This is a genomic window from Corynebacterium poyangense, from assembly GCF_014522205.1.
Classification (GTDB): Bacteria; Actinomycetota; Actinomycetes; order Mycobacteriales; family Mycobacteriaceae; genus Corynebacterium; species Corynebacterium poyangense.
The window spans coordinates 2043560-2057996 of the sequence record NZ_CP046884.1 but is presented as its reverse complement, the minus strand read 5'-3'; the positions used below and the strand labels follow the sequence as shown (position 1 = coordinate 2057996).

Genomic DNA, 14437 nt, shown 5'->3' with positions numbered 1-14437 from the left:
ATAAAGGAACTGAAATATGGCGGTACGCACCGTCGCCCGAAAATAGAAGAAAAATCAGGGAGAAGATTTCGTGGCACGCAGCATCGATGATATTCAGCGCGATATTGAGCGCACCCGCCGTCAGCTAGCTAGCACCCTCGATGAACTAGCTGACCGGAGCCGCCCCCAGAACCTCGTAGATGACGCCAAGCGTGGAGCTAGCGAGAAACTACAAGACCCCACCGTACAAAAGATTCTGGCCGGAATTGGTGCCGTTGTGATCGGGGGAATTGTTCTGGCTGTGGTTCGTTCCCGGAAGAAGAACAAAGATCTCAAGGAAATCCAGCGGCTGCTCTCGCAGCGCTAAGAAGTTGAGAAATGAGCGTAACTTAGCTCCTCAGAGTCCGGCGACTAGCCAAGACTAGCGCCGGCTTTCTGCATTTCCTGGAGAGCTGTCTTACCGGTGTCCTCGTTCACCGCAGAACATAGATCTCGCAGCACCCGAACCTGGAAACCCTCCTTGAGAGCATCCAGCACTGTGGCGCGAACACAGTAATGGGTAGCAATCCCGCAAATATCTAAGTGGGAGACCCCACGGTCGCGTAGCCACTCTGCGAGGAGCTGGCCAGCCTCATTGCTGCCCTCGAAACCTGAATAGGCAGCCGAGTGCTGTCCCTTATAAAAGCGCGCGCTGATCTTATCCTGCTGAATAGCTGGGTGGAGTTGCGCGCCGGGAGAATCAGCTTCGCAGTGCACCGGCCAGGTATCAAAATGATCGTCTGGATCAATGTGCCAATCCTGGGTAGTGACCACGTAGTCATAGTCGGCAACTGCTGGAGAAAGTTGGAGTTCTCCGATTCGGTGGGCGACCTCATCGCCTTGATCGGTAGCTAACGCCCCTCCCGGGCAGAAATCATGTTGAACATCCACAATGATCAGTGCTTGTGCCATGGTGTTGTAGCCTTACTATCTATTCTTTCGTGGAAGATTCCAACCAGGAAGCTGCGTCGTGAGCAATCTGAATTGGCGGATCAGCGACATCAAAAACTCGTCCCCGCTCTTCATGAGACAGGGGTTCTAAAGTCTCAAATTGGGAGTTTAAAAGACTTTCCGGCATGAAATGTCCGGGTCGCGCAGCCATGCGCTTTGCCATGAGTTCCTTAGAACCATGGAGGTGGATGAAAACTGTATCCGGGGCGGCTTCTCGAATCCGGTCCCGATAGCTGCGTTTGAGAGCCGAACAAGCAATGACCCCACCCTCGTGGTGTTCGGCGAGCCACTGGCCGATAAGCCCCAACCAGGGCCAGCGGTCCTCATCTGTGAGCGGCACTCCAGAGGACATTTTAGAAATGTTCGACGCCGGGTGAAGTTCATCCCCATCTTTGAAGGGAACCCCTAGCTCGTGGGCTAGAAGCGCTCCGACCGTGGACTTTCCGCAACTTGAAACCCCCATTACGACGGCATGCATGACGTGGTCCAACCTCCTAAAAAAGACACGATATAAATTCTAACCGCGTCTTGAAAAGAGTGACGTCACAGCAACATGGGTGGCAGGAACAACGGTGAGCGGACACTGTATCTAGTTTTTGTTATCCCGCGGGGCGCCTTGCGATAGATGTTTTCGAGAGTGGTCAGTAACGGAAATACATATCCACGTGGTTTCCCTTGCTACACTGAGGCCAATAAACAGGCGAAACCCCCGCGGGGAATAGTCCCGACGGGGTAGTGAGTGCGCCATCAGGGACTCGAACCCCGAACCCACTGATTTACTTTTATTAGTCGCATAGGCAGGCCGTTTCGATGGATGCTAATAACATACATGGGATTAAAACAGGGGTAGACACGCCGCTTAAATTTATGATCATGAGCACATTTTCAGTTCTCTTAGATCAATGGAAAGACGAGCTAGTAGCAGCGGGCCGTTCTCCGGGGACTATAGCGATGAGGATGTCTTATGCCCGGCGGTGTCTCGTGTCGATTGGTAAGCCGGTAGAGCTTATCGAGCGGGCCGATGTCATCAGGTGGCTTGCGAGCGGTGGTTGGGGCCCAGACGCGCGGGCGTGCGCGGCGGCGTCAGTGAAAGGCTTTTTCACGTTCTTAGTGGACACGAGGGTGATAGCGGATAACCCGGCTACGAACCTTCCTAGGATTTCCAGGCCGCGAGCGGTTCCTAGACCAGCAGCGGACGCGGTGATATCGGACGCTTTAGCGGCGGCTGACCCGAAGATAAGGTTAGCGATAGAGCTTATGGCTACCACGGGGTTACGGCGGGCCGAAGTCGCGCGGGTTAAAGCGAGTGATGTTGAGCCGGTAGGGCGGGGTTGGATGATCCGGGTTAAGGGTAAGGGAGGGCATGTTCGCCGGGTTCCGTGCCTACCAGGGCTAGCGAGACGGATTAGTGCGACGGGTGGGTATTTATTCCCTGGCTACGATGACGGGCATATTAGCCCCGGATGGTTGGGAAAGCTTGTAGGCCGGGTGTTACCCGAGGGAGTAACCCCGCATATGCTGAGGCACCGGTTCGCGAGTATCGCTTATATGGAGGGCGGGCACGACCTTAGAGCGGTGCAAGCACTATTAGGTCATGCCAGTATCGCTACTACCCAGATTTACACGGCGACATGCGACCGGGACGTTCGTGCCGCCGCGTGTGCTGCATGGAAAGTCTCAGCCTAGACGGGGAACGAGAGATAGCCTTTAATGCTTGATCCGTCTTGGTCCAGGGTGTAGCCGGGATTAGCGGGGATACCCGAGCCGATACCGGATCGACCGTCCCAGATTCGGAACAGGTCTTGGGTATCGTCACCACCGGATTTATGGACGAGGAAATTACATATGTTAGAGCCGGGGGTGACGATAGGGCTGATGACCATACCGAAGTTGCCCCCGGTTGACCAGTACGATCCGGCGCCTACCGCTTCGATACCGGTAGCCGGTCGAGTAGGTAGCGTGAGCTTAAGCGGCCCACCGGCCGAGCTAGCGTTCCGGCCGAACCGGATAGTGAAGTACAGCTGGAAAACTCCCCGGTCTATGCGCCATTTGTAATAGCTACTACTCCCGGTCCCAAGGTTAATTGTCCCGTTGTCTGAGAATGTGATACCCGTGGTTTTCCACCCCGGGACAGGATCAGCGTCAAGACCTTTAGGCCCTTGCGGTCCTTGGGGGCCTTGCTCACCTTTAGGCCCTTGCGGTCCTTGGAGGCCTTGCTCACCCCGTGGCCCGGGGTCGCCTTGTTTACCGGGCTCACCGGGTGGCCCGGCGGGGCCGGTTATTTGCCCGACCGATATCCACTCAGTACCGGAATACACGTAAACGTCTTTGGTGTCTAATGCCATATAGGCGTCCCCGGGTTTCCCGGACAGTTTCTTGATCGACGCGGCATCGGGTTGGGTTCCCTTTAAAGTAAACCCGGTCCCGTCTTTTCCGGGATCACCTTTAGGTCCGGGTTCGCCCCGTGGACCCGGGTCACCGGGCGGGCCTTGCTCACCACGCGGACCGGGTGAACCAGGGGTCCCGTTCACGGTTTTCATGGTCTCATCGACCTTCTTGGCTAGAGCCTCCATTTGGATAGCACCTTGCCAGATCGGGTCTCCCGTGGTGGGGTAAGGGATTTTATAGTTCGGTGTATAAAGCGGCATGGTTTTCTCCTATGTGAGGTGGTCTTGGATTTGAGCCCCGTCATCATTGGGTACATGCTTCATGTCTCCCCAGGTGACGGAGTTCCCGAACCGGTAGCCGGCTTTCTCGGCAACATGCCCCCATGTCAGGTCACGATCCGGGGTGTATTCTCCGACGGTGACCGGCGTGGGTTGTTTCCCGATTAAAGCCCACCACCACGGCGCGGTTGGTGTGGTGGTCGTGGTTTTCTTTTGCCGGATGCCTTGCCAGGTGACCGGCGGCGGGGTCGGGGTGGTGTTGTGTATCCAGTGCACATGGAAAACGACTTGCCACCCTTTCTTAGGGTTATAGGTAGTTTCTCCACCTAGGGGTGCGACGATAGGCGCGTAGCCGGGTTGGTCGCCTAGTAGCCATTCATAGGCCATTGATCCAGCTATATAGGCCGGTCGGGTATTTTCCCAGGCTTGTAGTACCCACTCGGCCATGCGCAAGGTTGGGAACGTTTTCGACCAGAACGTTTTAATATCGGGGTGTCTCGGCCGGCGACCTTCTTCGCGTTGCCGGTTCCATACGGCGTCTATTAGCGGGTCGATAATGTACCCGTCGTCATACCATGAGTTCCACGAGAGGACGCGGCGTGAGTCACCGGGGTTTATGTTCTCCTTGACCGTTGTGTAGGTTTGGTGCCCGGTTGATTGATCGTCCCAGGTACATTCCAGCCGGTTAATATCGGTTGCCGGGTCGGCGACGACTTCCGGCTCGCCGATTAATTCGCAGGCGCCTAACGATACACCGGGGTATGTTTTTCCGTCGTAGACGATGTCGGACGGGACGGGGTAGACCCCGCCTCTATCGTTATCGAAGCTTCCGAGATGGATTGTCATAGGCTGACTGAACCGGATAGCTTGCCGAACAACGTTCGAGTGCGGGTCGTAGGTGTAGGTGTCAGCGGCTATTGAGGTGTACAGATCGGCCATGAGCGATAGGGCGGTCTTATTCTCGACTTTCAGCGGGGCACATTGATAGCGGGCCCATTCCGGGGCGAAGTAGACTTCTTTAATGTCTGATCCGGCGACCGTGCCGAGATCACGGACCCGAACGGCTCTATCGAGCATGGTTTCTCTCGGCCAGTCAGCCGGGCCGGCGGTCGCGTTGCCCATTTCGGCGGTGCGATCCGCGCAGGTAAGAATGATTTCCCAGCGGCGCACACCCTCGGGCGAAAATGACTTTAGGGGCTTAGCGGTTGCTTTTTGGACCCGTCCACGGAAAAGAACCCGCTCAATTTGCTCCGGCACGTCGGGCGACTTCAGGATGATCCACCGGACCATCACTTTGGAACCGATTGCCCGGTTTTCACGGATACGGCGGGACCATTCACCGGTCGAGTCGATCATATGGACATCAACACTCGCTGGCGATTGTGCTGAGCTCGCATATTCCGAGCGGCCCCATTTCACGGTAAAGCCGCGTATCGAAACCGGGGCGTCGTTGATTTGCTTGGTCGAGCAGTCGATCTGTTTCCCGTCGATAAAGAACACGGGCCGGGGTTCTATTGCCATGATGCACGACCCCCGGTCGACGCGACGCTAAGCCCTCGGACACGACTATCAGACACCATGACCCGGCGTATCCGCTCAGCAACCGCGCGTTCGTCGACGACACCGGAACCGTCGACGTTGATATGCACACTGTTATCAACGTTCATCACCGGGGTAGCGTTATGTGCGGTGAACCCGTTGAACAGGGTTGCTAGTGGGTTATATGCGGCGGTGAGCACGTCCGGCGGGTAGAAACGGAACACCGTCCCGCTATCGGGGACACCGGTGAGGGCGGGTGGCGCGGCCGATAAGAATTTAGCCATCCACGCCGGCGGCGACGGGAACCTTATACCCGCTATTTTCCCGATCAGAGCGCCTATAGCCCTGATGAGGTTGTAGACCGGGTTAGCCATTTTGATAAACCAGAGGATAGCCTCCCCGGCGGCTTGGGAGATAGCGGGGCCGATACCTCCTGATTTTTGGATAAGCCGGGCGATATCAACGATAACCTCGTTGATCTTGTCTTTGAACTCTTGGAATTTTTCAACGGCGAACGACGCGGCTTCGTCAACACCGGCCCTAAACCAGGCGCAATTGTTGTATGCCCAGATGAAAGCGGCGGCGACCAGGCCGATAACGAGGATAATGAGTCCGATTGTTCCGATTACGGGTAGCAGGGCGGAGTTGAGCAGCCATTGAGCACCGGCCCACGCGGCGGTGGCTAATTCCACAGCTCTAAGAGCACCGGATAATGTCCACAGAACACCGGTCACAAACAGGATTGCGAAAGCAAAAGCGGTGGCTAGTTGGGGGTGTTGTCCTAGCCATTGCGCTAACCCGGCGAACTTGTCGGTGATTTCAGCGACCACGGGTAGCAGGCCCTCACCGATAGCGGCTTTAGCGTTTTCGAACTCAGCACGGGCGACTTGCTGTTTATGCGCGACGGTGTCGGTCTCTCTGGAAAAGTTGCCGATAGCGTCGGCGGCTTGTTCCATGACCATTTTCATGCGGGTTTGGGTCTCGGCTTGCTTTTTCGCTTCACCTTCGAGTTGGTCCAGCCCCTCAGCGGCCATCCGGGCATTGACGTCTGATTGTTTAATCGAGATACCGTAGCGTTCGATAGGGTCTGTTTCTCCACGGAATACAGCGGATAGGGCTTGCACCGCGTCAGCGGTGGTGCCTCCGTACATAGACGCAAGATCGGCCCCTAACTTAATGAGGTCGTTCGTTTTAGTTCCTACCTCGGCCATAGGTATTCCGAGGTTTTTCAGCTGGGAGCCGATAACGGTTGCGAACTCGTTGTATTGATTCTTGGATAACCCGACGGCGGTGGCCGCGTTATTCGACCATTGCAGCATTTGGTCAGCGGAGTCTTTAAATACCGAGTGCACCGCGCCGACTGATTGTTCAAGATCGGAGGCGGCGTCGATAGCGGATTTCCCGAACGCGATCACCCCGGCGGATATGATCGACATTTTCGTCGCAGCGGACTTCACCGAGTCGTGCATAGACGCTATTTTTCGATTGAACTTATCGAACTCGGCGACAGCGGCCTTAGAGTCGCCGATGATACGGACGGCTAGAATAGCGGTTTTACTCATTTTTTCATTTCCCTTGCACGCTCTTCGAGAATGTCGATCATGGTGGCGATGATGATGTCATCGGCTTCGAGTAGGGTTAGCGGGTCGCACGGCCACGCGGCAGCGATTTCGAGGACCATGCGGGCCGTGGTCCCGCGTTCTAAGGGGCGATAATGTCATCACCATCTTCTTTCACTGCCTCGATATCCAGCGCATCGACCTCGGAGAATTGTTCCCAGGTTCCCTCATAGCCACCACGTTTAGCGGCACTCCACGCTAGGAACGTAAGACCGATAAACGGCGCTTCGTCGAACTTCGGCCAACCTTGCCGAGGGCGGGTCAGATCGAACCTCACCCGGTCCGGGTTAATGATGTTGAGGGTTTCTTGCTTTCCGTCTTTCCAGGTGACGTTAACTTCCATTGTTAAATTCCTTTTACTTGGTCGAGGGCTTTATCGACGGCTTGTTCATAGAGTCGAACCCAGGTCGGTTCGGTGGCTTGAGCTGAGTACGACAAAAACGGGTTAGCTTTGATATTGCGTGCTTTCCACCCCCAGTGGATCGGGGCGGCGTAGGGTACACCGCTTTTCGATGTGCGGTTATTACCAGCACGGACCACAGCGGCGCGTTGTGTTGCACCGGGCCTAATCGTTGCGGCAAGGTTCCCACTGACGCGGGGAACCCACCCTTTAGCCCGGCTGACGACGACAGCAGCAGCTTGTCTATGGGTTGCTTTCAGGTCTTTGAGATCGTATCCGGCTTTACGCAGGGTAGAGCGTAGTTCTCTACCCCCGTCTAGCTTTAGGCCCGTGTACATCGTTTACCCGGCGGATTGCGGGGTGAACGACGGTTCACCGACAAAGGGTAGTTCGAGGTCGGTTTCCGGTTTGGAGCGGACATCACCACCAACATCGCAGGGCTGTATGATGACTTCTCCTTCCACCTTGGCGCCTTGGGCGGTGTTCGGCACATAGACGACTTTGACTTTGGTTCCCTTGTTTTTCCAGGTGTATTCGATGATTCCACCCGTGGAGAGGTCTTGTAGCGCGGTGAGTTCGAGTTTCGCCGAGTAGGTGGTTTCACCGGGGACGGTATCGCCACAGAGGGTGTAGATATCGTCGTCTTTGTCGTTGTCCCAGGTGACCTTAGCGGATTTGACCTGACAGGATAGGTCTAGGCCGGTCCCGGTTTCTCCGAGTTTTAAGGTTCCAGGGCCTAGCGAGTAGTACTTAGCGGGCATGATGTCTCCTATATTGTGGTTTCGATAGTGAACGCGGGTAGAGGGGACCCGATTCCCGAGAGAGTCACCGTGTCAGATAACGACACGTCACTAATCGGGTGGCCCTCGGTCGCAAGCGTGTCCACGACGCTTGTCAGCATGTTTTCGAGGGCGTCGAGCGCATGAGGTACACCGTTGTCGGGCGCGATGAGTACAATGTCGGCGGTGATCTCGGGTTGGCACATGGTCCAGTCTGGGATTCTTTTCGCAGCTACCCACGCACACGGGGGTTGAAGATTCCTCGGGTCGATATCGGCCCGTATGCCGGTTTCCCGGAGTAAAGCGACGAGATCATTGAGGCGTGGTGTAATCATGCGACGACGATCTTCCGATAGTTCCCCAGGCCAAGGGTCATTGCCAGGTCGGGGTCGTTTCTACTGACGTAGACCGGGCCTAGCTCACCGAAGGATTCGACACCGGCGGGGGAATTCCGTCGCCGGTAGAGGCGGGCGGCGAGCATGGTTCCCCCGTGGATCGTTGCCGGATCGTTCCTAATATCCGGATCGACCCACCGGTTAATCAGCGCGTTCACGGCGGAAACGCAGCTTCGTAGCCCGTAGTCAATATCCCGGGTATCGAGGTTGAGTTGTTGTGCCACCATGTCCGGGGTTACACCGTTTTCAGCCATGATGATTCCTTACGCGGCAGGCCCAGGGGCGGGGGTGATCGGTACCTCGACGACTCCGGCTTGGTTATTGAGCAAGGTTGCCCAGTATCCGAACACGGCGGAGTCACGGCCACCACGGGCGATATCTTCAGCAATAACCCGGATTGGGGAGCCGGGGAGCTCGTAGAACGTCACGGCCGGTTTCGCCCAGGCGATGACTGAGCCTTTCTTAGCTTGGTCGCTTGCGATGAACTTCTTAGGATCAACGCCGATCAGGTCAAGATAAGCCGGGTTGTCCATTGTGGTGATCTTGAGCAGCTCGAACATGTCGTCACTATGGACGAGGAACGCGGACGGCTCGACGCGGGTGCCAGCCTTGATAACTTGGCGGGCCTTACCCGCAGCATGGAGCAGGTTTGGTTCTGCTGGCTTCTTATTACCAGCAGCAGAGGTCTTAATGAACGCGGCGGCTTTTTCATCAGTAACCATGGCGTACGACTCAGCACAAGCGCGCATATACGCCTCGATGAACTCGGATTCGTTGAAGTCATAATAGGCGCGGTCGATATCGTTACCGGTTGCTAGACGCTTCGCGACGGTTTCGACCGCTTCGGTAGCGACCGGGGAACTCGGTATCTCAGCCTTGTCACCGGCGTAGTCCTGGACCTTCGGTTTCTTAGTCCACCGGAACCCTACCGCTTTCATCCTCGTTAGGGTGCCTTGAGTCATCAACGGGACAATTTCACGCTGGAACCCGACACCGCTCCACAGCTCACCGAGCCATTGTGGTGCAGAGATAGCCGGGTTAGCCGACCGGGTGATGTCTTGCAACGCGGCGGTAAGACTATCGTCTAGTGGCTCGTGGTTGCGAACCATACGCATAACATCCATCGCTTTAGCAAAGGTCAGGGGTTCTGGCTTGGAACGGTTGCAGGTTAATAGCTCGCTGACACGGGCAGCGTTGGTCTTATCAGTTGCCGGGGATGGTTTGGTATCCATAGCAGGGTTGTCCTTTTCAATAGCGGGGTTGAGTTGGTCAGCGCATTCGCTTACTGTTCCGGCGGCGGCTTTTAGCCGGTTAGCAATAGCGGACATGCCATTATTAACGTCAAGTGACGCTTTAACTTCGCTGACCCTAGCGTCTTCGAACGCGGGGATTGGGACCAAAGCAACGGCGGTGAGTTGAGCGGCGGTGATGTTTTGGCCCTCCATGTGCACGTCGATAAGTTCCACGGAGAGTGCGTCACGGACCCGGCCTTGCACATCTTTCAATGCTTGGTCACCGTCCGGTCCTTCGCCGACCGAGAACTCCATGTACAACCCGTCGTCTCGTTCTTCGGCTTTGACTGCGTAGCCGACCGGCTGGAACCCGTGAGGGTTGTCGGAGTGGTCGCGCAAGAGCTTTACTCGGCCGAGATCGGCGGGGATCGTGATTTTTCCTCGGGATGCGACGACGCGACCGCTTGACGAGTTACCGATTTTGCCCCACGGTAAGACCAGGCCTTTAATCCGGCGTCGTTCGGGTTCATGGGTGTCCGCGGCGGTTAATTGCGGGTTAGTCTTGATCGTCAAGGTTTCCATCTTGACCAAGGTCCTTTCTGTGTAGACCGTCGTAGCCACTTGGAGCGATCCAGGGAACATAGGTTTCGCACCATTTCACGACTGGGGGCATGACCATGATTCGGGCTGTGGTGGCGCAGAGGGCGGCGGCGGTAGCGATCCAGGGAATTGAGTCCAGGCCGTAAGCTCGGACTATTTCAGGGATTAAGGGGATGAAACCGACGATGGCCGCGATCAGGGAGCGGGCCATCGCTCGGCGGGGGTGTCGTTCTTGGGTTGATTCTTTTCTAGGTCTTTCTTCCATAGTCGAAGAGTTCCGTTATCAGTCTCACGGTGATAAGGCCTCCGATAATCACGGAGATGATTACCGTTACCGCTATCATCAGCACGATCCCTAGGGCTCCAAGGAATGTCATGGTTATTTCTCCTTGAGGGCCTTGAGAATGTCGTCGAGTTTCTTTTCAATGTTTGGGAGCCGGTCGTCCATAAGCCGGGTGAGCTTTTCGTCGTTGTTGAGGACGTAGCCGATCATGGTGTCGCGGTACTCGGCGAGCTTGTCGCCGATCTTGTACCGGGTCTGGAAAGTATGGGTTAGCTCGTGGTAGATACGGCCGATTTGTTCTGACATTTGAGACATTGCTTCCTCCTCGGATGGTTCGGTATAAACAGTGGGCGCGGTTGAGTAAATGTAGCCTTTACCAGCGATAAGAGACGCCATTTGTTCTAGTGAGCACCAGTAGCCATAGGGGTAGAAACCGGAGTCAGCTACCCAGATGTGACGGTTTCCTGATCCGTCAAGGGCGTATCCCATGAGGGCGATGTAGTGGTACACGGTTCCACCTGAATAGCGTGGTTGGACGCTAGATGTGTAGGTGGGGCGTGGATAGTTCGACGGTGGTGCGATGATATTAGCGATACACCCGTATCCGGCGTCAATAGAGATTCTCACCCGTTGCCAAAGAGTTTCACGTTCCTTATTCGAAGCGTCGTCGCCTTTGATGTACTGACGCTCCCATTTGCCCTCAGGAACATAGGTGTTCAGCACGGGTTGGATGTTGGCAATATCATTCGTTCCGTTGACCGTGGTCCCCATAGCACTAGCTAGGGTCGATTCGGGGATGACCCGACCGGTTGCCGCGCGGATCACGGTTTGCGCGGATGCCGGCCCACAGTTATAGAACGTGTCTTGGGTTACTTGGTCTCGGGAATAGGTCAAAACTTTCTCAGTAGCCATTGGTTTCCTCAGGTGTTGGTTGCGGGGTTTGATCGTCGGGGACGTTGAATGTTCCGGTCGGGGCGAGGGTTTCCGCGGTGTCGAACTCGATTCGGACACCACGCGACACGATGTCGTCCATACCGAGCCGGCCGGCGATAGCGGCCATAAACGGCGAGAGGCCAAAGGCGACCAACTCAGCCAGCCGGGTTGACGGGTTGGAATAGCTCAGCGAGCTACCGGATAGCACGGCGTCGACCATGGTGGCCGGGATTCCGCATAACCGGGCGATGTCGATAGCGGCGGCGTTTCGCCCGTCGATGAGTAGATCGGTTGCGGGTTGCCCATGCGATTTCACTTCCAGCCCGGCGGTTGTGAACGCGACACCACCGTTTTTCCCTTTACGGGCCGCGATCCATTGGTCTCTAATCGCGGCGGCGCGTTCTTCGGTAATCGGGACGTCGTTGGTTTGGTGTAGCTCGATTTGAGCGGCGGGGGTATCGGCCGCGCGCTTGACCGCGTCGAGCACACTGCGAGCGTGCGAGATGGTGTCAGCACCGAATGCGAGGATTCCCTCGTTCGGGCCTTGGATGAGGCAGGCTTCTCGCTGATCGATGGGTTGATCGTTGATGAGGATTCGGTTGTCATCGTTATCAACGGTCCAGTAGTTGATGGGAACCCGGTCAGCGGCGATAACATACCCATCGGTATCACGTTTCACAACCCACAACGACCACCCGTAGAAAAGTAGATCGTCGCAGGTTGTGACCATCCTGTGGTAAGGGCTTACCGGCCCGTCGGTCCGGTCGATCCAGCGGGGTTGCTCGTCAAGGCGTTCACCGTTTTTGGTTGCGTAGATCGGTAGCCGGGCGATGGTGGTCACGATCAACGACCTAGCGCGGGCGAGAGCAGGGACGCTCATCGCTAGGTCACGGGTCACAGGCCGGGCGTCGAGTCCGAGAATGTCGGCACTGATCCAGCTATCAGCCGGGATAAGGTGGTTCGGGCGTGGTGCCCACGGGGATGCGAGCGCAACCGACATGTGTGAGGGTGTGGGTGCTGTCCGGAGTAGGGTTTTGCGTAGTCTGTCGATTGCGCTCATAGATCATGATGATTCCTCAATACTCAGACATCATTGGTACCTCCTAAACAAAGTCCGAGCATTCCACGCGGCGGTATAGTCCCCGTGGCAGTGTTTGAGGTGGTAAGCGACTTGCTTCCAGAGGCCGGCTTTTGTGGTATCAACAGCCCTCCACCCGCACTCGCACACGGCGACATGAGCGAGATCACCGGTATCAATAGAGACGTTGACCATTAGAACACCCCCGGTTCTACCGGCGGCGGTGGTTGGTGGAGGCTAGCGAACATCGCTAGGGTGGCAGCTTCCAGCGGGGCAATAGTCCCAGCTGACCCGGTAGTTTCTCTCCTGGACCATGCCCAGGCGTCCCCGGTTCTCCGGCGAGTGACGATTTCCGCGGCGATATCCAGGTTCGGGTTCGGGCGGATTTTAATTCTCGGGTGCCTAATACCGTCGGTATCAATATCACCAAGCACCCGGTCGTAGAACTCGGCACACGCCCCGGTCACATCCCGGGTTTTCAAGGGGAGCACGTCGGTTCCACCCCGGGTGAGCTCATCATGCAGGGCGGTCGAGGGACCAAAGTTATCCACGCATATCGCGGTGGCTTTATGCGTAGCAGCGAGTTGACGTAGCCGGGGCGCGGCCCAGGACGTACCGGGGCGAACATCGACAATTTCAATCATCGGGATATCGTCGACCACGGCAGCGGCGGCTATAGCGGTTTCTGATCGGTTCCAGTCCACAGCAGCGGCGAACGCTACCGGCTCGTTTTCCGGTATCGGGTCCGTTGACGCGGCGGTTTGCCAGGCCTCGGTCGGTATCAATCGTTCTGTGGAACCGGTAGGCCGGTTGCCATAGGCGCGGGCGAACTGAGCCGGCCCGAGCTGAGCAGCCGCGCGTTGCAGCGCGCGCATGGTCACGGTATGCCCATAAGCAGGATGGCACGCGGCCACAGTGTCTAGGTCTGTGGGGTCATCGTCTGGCCCGATTCCCCATTCAATGATGGCCATATCTTCTACCCCGGCCCTGGCTTTATCAACCAACCCATGAAACCACGTGGACTTCGCTGTACCCATCGTTGAGACGAGGATCGTTTGAGCACCGTCCCGCGTGCTTTGGGTAGGAACAATAGCTTGCATGAGCGCCTCGCCCTGAGCGTCATCAAACGCCCATGCCTCATCGATGATGTTCAAGTCGGATTGCTCACCATGCAGTGATTCCTCCGTCGGCGGGTGAGGTGAGAACTTCGATAACAGCCGGGGGATTTCCAGGCTTTCAGCCCCATTGGTTTTCCTGGATTTGAGCAGGCTTCGCCATGACGATGCCATCGCAACATCGACCAGCTCTAGCCATTTACTCCGCGCGTCTTGCCCGGTTTGTGCAGTATGCCAGACCTTCCGACCACGGCCGGTCAGGATTCGGTGTAAAGCCACGGCCATCGTCATCGTGGTTTTCCCGGATTGCCTCGGCACCGAGATAATCACGATAGGCCACCTATACACCCCGGTCTCGTCGACTTCGCCGATGATGTCGAGGCAGTGTTGTTGCCACGGCATCGGCGGGGTCCCGAGCGAGGCCATTACTTTCCCGATAGCTGGGCCTTTGGAGCGTTTAGGCTTCGGTGTTGATAGGCGCGGCGGTGTCCAAAGCGGCGAGGGCTTGGGCGAGTTCGTCATTAGCTTCGTTGTTCCTCGTCTCAGGGGTCATCCGCAAAGAGGTCAAGACTTCGCGGTAAGGGCCGGTAATAGAGCTAATCGCATAGGGGCCGTTCTTCATTTTCTCGGCCTTATCCAACGCGTGAGCGTTAGCCAGGGCTAGCGAGATCATCGCGCTATCAATTTCTTCAATAACGCCGGTTTCTTCTGCCGCTTCGATAGCGCGGGTCAATAGTTTTTCATGCCGACCGGGAGGGTCAGCGGGTAGCTCGAAAAGAGGGGTAGTGTTCTGATTCATCTTGGTTCCTTTCCGGAAAGTAGAGGGGGG

General features: G+C 56.5%; 20 protein-coding genes. 2 read left to right on the top strand and 18 right to left on the bottom strand.

Features of this window, described 5'->3' with window-relative positions:
* Positions 1-70: 70 nt before the first annotated feature.
* Positions 71-346 (top strand): DUF3618 domain-containing protein, encoded by a 276-nt coding sequence (locus tag GP475_RS09745; RefSeq protein WP_187974198.1) that lies wholly within the window; start codon positions 71-73, stop codon positions 344-346.
* Between the two features lie 44 nt (positions 347-390).
* Here the strand turns inward: GP475_RS09745 and GP475_RS09740 are convergent, their stop codons facing one another.
* Both GP475_RS09740 and GP475_RS09735 read right to left on the bottom strand, forming a co-directional pair.
* Positions 391-930 carry an isochorismatase family protein gene (locus tag GP475_RS09740; protein ID WP_187974197.1) on the bottom strand — a complete coding sequence of 180 codons (540 nt, stop codon included), beginning with the start codon at positions 928-930 and terminating at the stop codon, positions 391-393.
* A gap of 19 nt (positions 931-949) precedes the next feature.
* The gene (locus tag GP475_RS09735) at positions 950-1447 is read right to left on the bottom strand and encodes a gluconokinase (RefSeq protein ID WP_187974196.1); all 498 of its coding nucleotides are present in this window, start codon (positions 1445-1447) and stop codon (positions 950-952) included.
* Between the two features lie 395 nt (positions 1448-1842).
* Between GP475_RS09735 and GP475_RS09730 the strand changes: the two genes are divergently transcribed.
* Entirely contained in the window at positions 1843-2655 is an 813-nt protein-coding gene (locus GP475_RS09730; RefSeq protein ID WP_262485177.1) for a tyrosine-type recombinase/integrase, read from the top strand.
* On the opposite strand, the gene GP475_RS09725 is transcribed toward GP475_RS09730, so the two are convergent.
* The 16 genes from GP475_RS09725 to GP475_RS09655 form a co-directional block, all read right to left on the bottom strand.
* A complete protein-coding gene (locus GP475_RS09725; protein ID WP_187974195.1) occupies positions 2652-3617 on the bottom strand; it encodes a collagen-like domain-containing protein in 966 nt (321 codons plus the stop codon). The genes GP475_RS09730 and GP475_RS09725 overlap by 4 nt on opposite strands.
* A gap of 9 nt (positions 3618-3626) precedes the next feature.
* Positions 3627-5156, bottom strand: a complete 1530-nt coding sequence (locus GP475_RS09720; protein ID WP_187974194.1) for a hypothetical protein — start codon at positions 5154-5156, stop codon at positions 3627-3629.
* Positions 5147-6736, bottom strand: coding sequence for a phage tail tape measure protein (locus GP475_RS09715; protein ID WP_187974193.1), 1590 nt, complete (start codon positions 6734-6736; stop codon positions 5147-5149). The genes GP475_RS09720 and GP475_RS09715 overlap by 10 nt, the downstream gene beginning before the upstream one ends.
* A complete protein-coding gene (locus GP475_RS12545; RefSeq protein ID WP_262485176.1) occupies positions 6733-6855 on the bottom strand; it encodes a hypothetical protein in 123 nt (40 codons plus the stop codon). The genes GP475_RS09715 and GP475_RS12545 overlap by 4 nt, the downstream gene beginning before the upstream one ends.
* A 20-nt stretch (positions 6856-6875) precedes the next feature.
* Positions 6876-7136, bottom strand: a complete 261-nt coding sequence (locus GP475_RS09710) for a hypothetical protein (protein ID WP_187974192.1) — start codon at positions 7134-7136, stop codon at positions 6876-6878.
* 2 nt (positions 7137-7138) lie between these two features.
* Positions 7139-7531 (bottom strand): hypothetical protein, encoded by a 393-nt coding sequence (locus GP475_RS09705; RefSeq protein ID WP_187974191.1) that lies wholly within the window; start codon positions 7529-7531, stop codon positions 7139-7141.
* A gap of 3 nt (positions 7532-7534) precedes the next feature.
* Positions 7535-7954, bottom strand: a complete 420-nt coding sequence (locus tag GP475_RS09700) for a hypothetical protein (protein WP_187974190.1) — start codon at positions 7952-7954, stop codon at positions 7535-7537.
* An 8-nt stretch (positions 7955-7962) separates the two neighbouring features.
* Positions 7963-8307 carry a hypothetical protein gene (locus GP475_RS09695; protein WP_187974189.1) on the bottom strand — a complete coding sequence of 115 codons (345 nt, stop codon included), beginning with the start codon at positions 8305-8307 and terminating at the stop codon, positions 7963-7965.
* Entirely contained in the window at positions 8304-8621 is a 318-nt protein-coding gene (locus GP475_RS09690) for a hypothetical protein (RefSeq protein WP_187974188.1), read from the bottom strand. Before GP475_RS09690 ends, GP475_RS09695 begins: the two co-directional genes overlap by 4 nt.
* Positions 8622-8630: 9 nt before the next feature.
* Complete coding sequence (locus tag GP475_RS09685; RefSeq protein WP_187974187.1) at positions 8631-10181, bottom strand: HK97 family phage prohead protease; 1551 nt, start codon at positions 10179-10181, stop codon at positions 8631-8633.
* Entirely contained in the window at positions 10156-10464 is a 309-nt protein-coding gene (locus GP475_RS09680; RefSeq protein ID WP_187974186.1) for a hypothetical protein, read from the bottom strand. Before GP475_RS09680 ends, GP475_RS09685 begins: the two co-directional genes overlap by 26 nt.
* Positions 10448-10576: a hypothetical protein gene (locus GP475_RS12540; RefSeq protein ID WP_262485175.1), complete on the bottom strand. Its 129-nt coding sequence runs from the start codon at positions 10574-10576 to the stop codon at positions 10448-10450. Before GP475_RS12540 ends, GP475_RS09680 begins: the two co-directional genes overlap by 17 nt.
* A gap of 2 nt (positions 10577-10578) precedes the next feature.
* Complete coding sequence (locus GP475_RS09675) at positions 10579-11394, bottom strand: C39 family peptidase (RefSeq protein WP_187974185.1); 816 nt, start codon at positions 11392-11394, stop codon at positions 10579-10581.
* Positions 11384-12415 carry a phage portal protein gene (locus GP475_RS09670; protein WP_223144652.1) on the bottom strand — a complete coding sequence of 344 codons (1032 nt, stop codon included), beginning with the start codon at positions 12413-12415 and terminating at the stop codon, positions 11384-11386. Before GP475_RS09670 ends, GP475_RS09675 begins: the two co-directional genes overlap by 11 nt.
* A gap of 272 nt (positions 12416-12687) precedes the next feature.
* Complete coding sequence (locus GP475_RS09660; RefSeq protein WP_262485174.1) at positions 12688-14130, bottom strand: terminase large subunit domain-containing protein; 1443 nt, start codon at positions 14128-14130, stop codon at positions 12688-12690.
* The gene (locus GP475_RS09655; RefSeq protein ID WP_187974182.1) at positions 14066-14407 is read right to left on the bottom strand and encodes a hypothetical protein; all 342 of its coding nucleotides are present in this window, start codon (positions 14405-14407) and stop codon (positions 14066-14068) included. Before GP475_RS09655 ends, GP475_RS09660 begins: the two co-directional genes overlap by 65 nt.
* Between the last annotated feature and the right edge of the window lie 30 nt (positions 14408-14437).

Excerpts from the sequence above, each read along its gene's own strand:
- GP475_RS09705 (WP_187974191.1), bottom strand. The coding sequence starts at position 7,531 with ATGTACACGGGCCTAAAGCTAGACGGGGGTAGAGAACTACGCTCTACC.
- GP475_RS09660 (WP_262485174.1), bottom strand. The coding sequence starts at position 14,130 with ATGACGAACTCGCCCAAGCCCTCGCCGCTTTGGACACCGCCGCGCCTA.
- GP475_RS12540 (WP_262485175.1), bottom strand. The coding sequence starts at position 10,576 with ATGACATTCCTTGGAGCCCTAGGGATCGTGCTGATGATAGCGGTAACG.
- GP475_RS09690 (WP_187974188.1), bottom strand. The coding sequence starts at position 8,621 with ATGGCTGAAAACGGTGTAACCCCGGACATGGTGGCACAACAACTCAAC.
- GP475_RS09730 (WP_262485177.1), top strand. The coding sequence starts at position 1,843 with ATGAGCACATTTTCAGTTCTCTTAGATCAATGGAAAGACGAGCTAGTA.
- GP475_RS09700 (WP_187974190.1), bottom strand. The coding sequence starts at position 7,954 with ATGCCCGCTAAGTACTACTCGCTAGGCCCTGGAACCTTAAAACTCGGA.
- GP475_RS09710 (WP_187974192.1), bottom strand. The coding sequence starts at position 7,136 with ATGGAAGTTAACGTCACCTGGAAAGACGGAAAGCAAGAAACCCTCAAC.
- GP475_RS09670 (WP_223144652.1), bottom strand. The coding sequence starts at position 12,415 with ATGTCGGTTGCGCTCGCATCCCCGTGGGCACCACGCCCGAACCACCTT.
- GP475_RS09655 (WP_187974182.1), bottom strand. The coding sequence starts at position 14,407 with ATGAATCAGAACACTACCCCTCTTTTCGAGCTACCCGCTGACCCTCCC.
- GP475_RS09715 (WP_187974193.1), bottom strand. The coding sequence starts at position 6,736 with ATGAGTAAAACCGCTATTCTAGCCGTCCGTATCATCGGCGACTCTAAG.
- GP475_RS09740 (WP_187974197.1), bottom strand. The coding sequence starts at position 930 with ATGGCACAAGCACTGATCATTGTGGATGTTCAACATGATTTCTGCCCG.
- GP475_RS12545 (WP_262485176.1), bottom strand. The coding sequence starts at position 6,855 with ATGGTCCTCGAAATCGCTGCCGCGTGGCCGTGCGACCCGCTAACCCTA.
- GP475_RS09725 (WP_187974195.1), bottom strand. The coding sequence starts at position 3,617 with ATGCCGCTTTATACACCGAACTATAAAATCCCTTACCCCACCACGGGA.
- GP475_RS09675 (WP_187974185.1), bottom strand. The coding sequence starts at position 11,394 with ATGGCTACTGAGAAAGTTTTGACCTATTCCCGAGACCAAGTAACCCAA.
- GP475_RS09680 (WP_187974186.1), bottom strand. The coding sequence starts at position 10,464 with ATGGAAGAAAGACCTAGAAAAGAATCAACCCAAGAACGACACCCCCGC.
- GP475_RS09735 (WP_187974196.1), bottom strand. The coding sequence starts at position 1,447 with ATGCATGCCGTCGTAATGGGGGTTTCAAGTTGCGGAAAGTCCACGGTC.
- GP475_RS09685 (WP_187974187.1), bottom strand. The coding sequence starts at position 10,181 with ATGGAAACCTTGACGATCAAGACTAACCCGCAATTAACCGCCGCGGAC.
- GP475_RS09720 (WP_187974194.1), bottom strand. The coding sequence starts at position 5,156 with ATGGCAATAGAACCCCGGCCCGTGTTCTTTATCGACGGGAAACAGATC.
- GP475_RS09695 (WP_187974189.1), bottom strand. The coding sequence starts at position 8,307 with ATGATTACACCACGCCTCAATGATCTCGTCGCTTTACTCCGGGAAACC.